Raw genomic sequence first — 4,728 nt, forward strand, 5'->3', positions numbered from 1 at the left:
ACCAGGAGCGGTAGTGCTCGACGCCGAACGCCACCGCGCGGGCCTGGTTGAGCTGGGTCGCCCAGTGCCACTGCTCGAAGTCGGCGGGGACCGGCAGGTGGGCCGCGAGGCCCCGGTCGAGCTTCCCGTTGCCGTCGTGGGCTTTCTGGTGCAGCAGGAACGCGGGCGAGTCGGGCGTCAGCGGGTCGTCGTGGATCCACCGGGTGAGGGTCGCCCAGGTGGGTGGCCCCTGGAAGCCGAACTCGGCGCTGAACCGCGGGACGTGGTCGCGGTAGTGCGTGTAGTCCACCGAGTTCCAGACGTCCCAGTCGTGGCGGGTGCCGTGGTGGGCGTCGTTGGGCGGCAGGTCGCCGGGGCTGAACGGGCTGCCCGGCGCGTACGGGCGGGTGGGGTCGAGCTCGGCGACGATCTTGGGCAGGAGGTCGTGGTAGTAGCCGCTGCCCCAGGTCCGTCCTTCCAGGCCGTCCCGCCATCCCTCCCAGTCCGTGAAGGCGGGGAGGTTCTCGTTGTTGCCGTTCCACAGCACGAGGGACGGGTGGGCGACCAGCCGGGTGACGTTCTCCCGGGCCTCGGCCTCGACCTCCCCGCGCAGCGGCTCCTCCTCGGCGTAGAAGGCGCAGGCGAACGGGAAGTCCTGCCACACCATCACGCCGCGTTCGTCGCAGGCGTCGTAGAAGTCGTCGGTCTCGTAGATGCCGCCGCCCCAGACCCGCAGCATGTTCATGTTCGCGCCGACGGCCTGGTCGATCCGGCGGGCCAGCCGCTCGGGCGTGACCCGGGTGAGGAAGTGGTCGTCCGGGATCCAGTTGGCGCCCTTGGCGAAGACCCGCTCGCCGTTCACGACGAAGGTGAACGGGGTGCCGAACCCGTCCGGTTCGGTGTCCACGGTGACGGTGCGGAACCCGATGCGGCGCTGGACGGCGTCCACCTGTCGACCATCGGCCAGCAATGCGACGGTCAGGTCGTAGAGAGGCTGGTCGCCGTAGCCCACCGGCCACCACAGCCGGGCGTCCGGCACCAGCACGGTGAGGTGCGCGGTGTCGCCGGTGACGGCCACCGCTTCGGTGCGGTCGTCGACCGTGACGACCGCGGTGTAGTCGCGGTCCGCGGCGCGGTCCAGCTCCAGGTGCACGTCGACGCGGCCGGTGCCGTCGGCGTCGACGGTCACGAGCGGGCGCACCCGCGCCAGGCGGGCGGTGTCCCAGCGTTCCAGCCGCACGGGCTTCCACAGACCGGCGGTCTGCAGGTCGGGCCCCCAGTCCCAGCCGAACGAGCAGGCCATCTTGCGGATCGCGTTGTACGGGTGCGGGTACGCCCGCTGCCGCCAACCCAGCTCCGCCTCGGTCCGCTCGGCGTGGGCGAGCGCGGACCGCAGCGTCACGGTCAGGTCGTTGTCGCCGTCGCGCAGCACTCCCCCGACGTCGAAGCGGTAGCCGCGGTGCATGTTGGCGGTGTGGCCGAGCACCTCGCCGTTCACCTCGACGGTGGCGACGGTGTCGATGCCGTCGAAGACCAACTCCACCCGCTCACCGACCCGCGGCGCCTCCGCCCGGAACGTCGTCGAGTACTGCCAGTCGACGCGGTGCATCCAGGTCAGCGCCGCCTCGTTGCGGTCCAGGTACGGGTCCGGCACGAGGCCCGCGGCGACGAGGTCGAGGTGCGTGCTGCCGGGGACCCGGGCGGGCACGTCCCGGTCGACGAGACCCTCCGGCACCGGGCCTCCCACGGCGCGCAGGCGCCAGCCGTCGTGCAGGTCCGAGCGCGTCATGGTGGCCCACTTCCCCGTCGGTCGACGCGAGGTCGAAGCTCACCGAGATGGTTACTCAGGCAGACGAACTAAGTCAACACCTGCGCGGACGGGGCCCGAAGCCTGTCGAGACGCTGCCGCACGAAGAGCAACCACACCCTGTTGACGCCTTATTTAGGTGACTTAATAATGGCCGGGCGCAGGGCGGTGTCGTGGCACGCCGGCGAACCGCACGTCAAGGAGGACGTCGTGAAGGTGTCGAGGAATGCAGGCGCGGGTGTGCGCGCCGCAACCGCCCTGCTCGTCGCGGCGTTAACGGCCGCGGGGTGCGGGCCGTCGACCCCGTCGGCCGGGCCGGACGGTTCCACCCTGGTGGCGTACGCGGGCCAGTCCGGCGACTACCAGATCAACTTCAACCCGTACGCGCCGTCCACCATCGGCGGGACGGGCACGATCTTCCAGACCCTGTTCTTCTACAACGTCGTCCGCGCCGCCGAACCGAAGCCCGAGCTGGGCACCGGGTTCACCTGGAACGCGGACGGAACCCGGCTGGACATCACCCTTCGCGACGGCGTGACCTGGTCCGACGGCGAGAGGTTCACCGCCGCCGACGTCGTGTTCACCCTCGACATGATCACCCGGCACAAGGGCATGAACAGCACCGGCTACGCGGGCCACGCCCAGGCGGTCGACGACACGCACGTGACGATCACCTTCGACCGGCCGTCGTTCGCGGACGGCCCGTCGGTCCTCGGCAGGACGTACGTGGTGCCCGAGCACAAGTGGAAGGACATCACCGACCCGGCGGTCACCGCGGTGGAGGACCCGGTCGGCACCGGCCCGTACCTGCTGGAGGAGTTCAAGCCGCAGGCGTACACGCTCAAGGCGAACCCGAGCTACTGGGGCGGCGAGCCCGCCGTCAAGAAGGTCCGCTACCTCGCGCTGTCGGGCAACCAGGCCGGCGCCGCCGCGCTCAAGGCCGGCCAGGTCGACTGGCAGACCGGACCCGTGCCGGACCTGGACGACGTCGGGAAGAACTACCCCGGCTACCGGTCCGTCGTCACCCCGGTGAACCAGATCGTCCTGGTCACGTGCAGCAACACCGCCCTGGGCTGCAAGGGCCCGCAGACCGACCCGGCCGTCCGCCAGGCGATCTACCACGCCATCGACCGGACCCAGCTCAACGCGCTGGCGTTCGAGAACACCGCCGGCGACATCTCACCGAGCTTCCTGCTGCCCGGCCGGGACGGCGCGCTCATCTCCCCCGACCTGCGGAACCGGACCGCCCCGATGCGACCGGACCCGGCGAAGGCGCAGCAGGTCCTGGAGAGCGCCGGCTACGCCAAGGGCGCGGACGGCATCTACGCCAAGAACGGCGAGCCGGTGGCGCTGACGCTGGGCACCGTCGCCGGCTGGACCGACTACATCACGGCGGTGGACGCGATGAGCCAACAGCTGCGGCAGGCCGGCATCAAGCTCACCCCGCAGCAGGTGTCCGGCAACGAGTTCGTGGACGCCCGGGACCGCGGCGACTACCAACTGCTCATCGACTCGCTCTACCAAGGCCCCGCACCGGACCCGTTCTACCTCTACAACTACTTCTTCAGCACCGCGCAGACCGCCGCGGTCGGCTCCAAGCCGGGCCCGAACGTCAGCCGGTTCTCCGACCCGCGGATCGACCAGGCCCTCGACGCGCTCAAGCTCCTCAACCCCACCGACACCGCCGCGCGGCGCCCCCACCTGGAGGCGATCCAGACCCGCGTCGAGGAGGCGATGCCCTACATCCCCGTCCTCACCCAGGGCACGATCAGCGTCTACCACAGCGCCAAGTTCACCGGCTGGCCGACGGACGACGACCGCTACGCGTTCCCCGCGGTCTGGTCGCACCCCGACGACGCGGAGATCCTGCTGCGCCTCAAGCCGACCGGCGGCTGAACCCGGTCCAGCCGAGCGGTCAGGGCGTCCGGCCCACCCCGACCGGCACCGGCCGGCCCGCGTCCTCGGCGCGGCCGTGGCCGAGGATCAGCTCGCTCTGCAGGACGAGGACCGCACCGCCGATCGCCGCCGCGTCCGACCCGTTGACCGACGGCACCACCCGCACCGGGTGCGCCCGCCGGGCGAACAACCGGCGGTCCAGCTCCTGCTGGATCACCGCCTGGTAGATCGAGCCGGCCACCGCGAAGCTCTGCCCGGCCAGCACGATCGCGTCCAGGTCGAACAGCACCGCCACGGTGACCGCGGCATGACCGAGGTAACGCGCCGACCGCTCCACGAGGTCACGGGCCTCGGGGTCGCCGGCGTTCGCGGCGGCCGCGATCCCCGCGAACACGGGCCGCAAGTCCTCGCTGGCCGGGTCGAGCGCGAGCCGCTGGGCGAGGCCCGGTGTCGCCAGCGCCTGCCGGACCAGCGCCGACGGGCCGGCGTAGTTCTCCAGGCAGCCGACGTTGCCGCACGGGCACTCGTCGCCGTGCACGTCGATCGAGATGTGGCCGATCTCGGCGCTGTTCGACGAGCTGCCCCGGTACACCTCGCCGGCGACCACCACCCCGCCGCCGATCCCGGTGGCCATGTAGATGCAGCCGTAGGTGCTGTGCGGGTCCACCGCACCCATCCAGTACTCACCGATGGCGGCCGCCGCGGCGTCGTTGTCCAGCAGCACGGGAAGACCGAGGCTCTCCGCGAGGCGCGACGCGACCGGGTAGTCGCACCACTCCTCGGTGGGCTGCGGCGTCAGCAGCACCCCCGCACGCCGGTCCTGCGGGCCGTAGCTGACCAGGCCGACGCCGAGCACCTTCCCCCGGTCCACGGCCGCCGTCGTCAGCAGGGCGTCCACTTGCGACGCCACCATCGGCAGCGCCCGTTCCGGCGGCATCGACGCGACGCCCTGGAACGACGTCCGGGCCACCGGCCGCCCGGCCAGGTCGACGACCACGATGACGCACGTGTTGCGCTCCAACTGGATCCCCACGCTGTAGCGGGCC

3 protein-coding genes are annotated in these 4,728 nt (G+C 71.6%); 1 reads left to right on the plus strand and 2 read right to left on the minus strand.

The window, feature by feature from the left end; translation table 11 throughout:
- A partial coding sequence (locus tag AB0G02_RS28615) for a sugar-binding domain-containing protein (RefSeq protein WP_360799759.1) occupies positions 1–1,768 on the minus strand: 1,768 nt, incomplete at its 3' end.
- A 168-nt stretch (positions 1,769–1,936) separates the two neighbouring features.
- Here AB0G02_RS28615 and AB0G02_RS28620 point away from each other — a divergent pair.
- Positions 1,937–3,682 (plus strand): ABC transporter substrate-binding protein, encoded by a 1,746-nt coding sequence (locus AB0G02_RS28620; protein WP_360799762.1) that lies wholly within the window; start codon positions 1,937–1,939, stop codon positions 3,680–3,682.
- A 19-nt stretch (positions 3,683–3,701) separates the two neighbouring features.
- On the opposite strand, the gene AB0G02_RS28625 is transcribed toward AB0G02_RS28620, so the two are convergent.
- Positions 3,702–4,728, minus strand: a 1,027-nt coding sequence (locus AB0G02_RS28625) for an ROK family protein (protein ID WP_360799765.1), incomplete at its 5' end; no start/stop codon positions are given.

This window comes from Actinosynnema sp. NPDC023658 (assembly GCF_040639995.1).
In the GTDB taxonomy this organism is placed as follows: Bacteria; Actinomycetota; Actinomycetes; order Mycobacteriales; family Pseudonocardiaceae; genus Actinosynnema.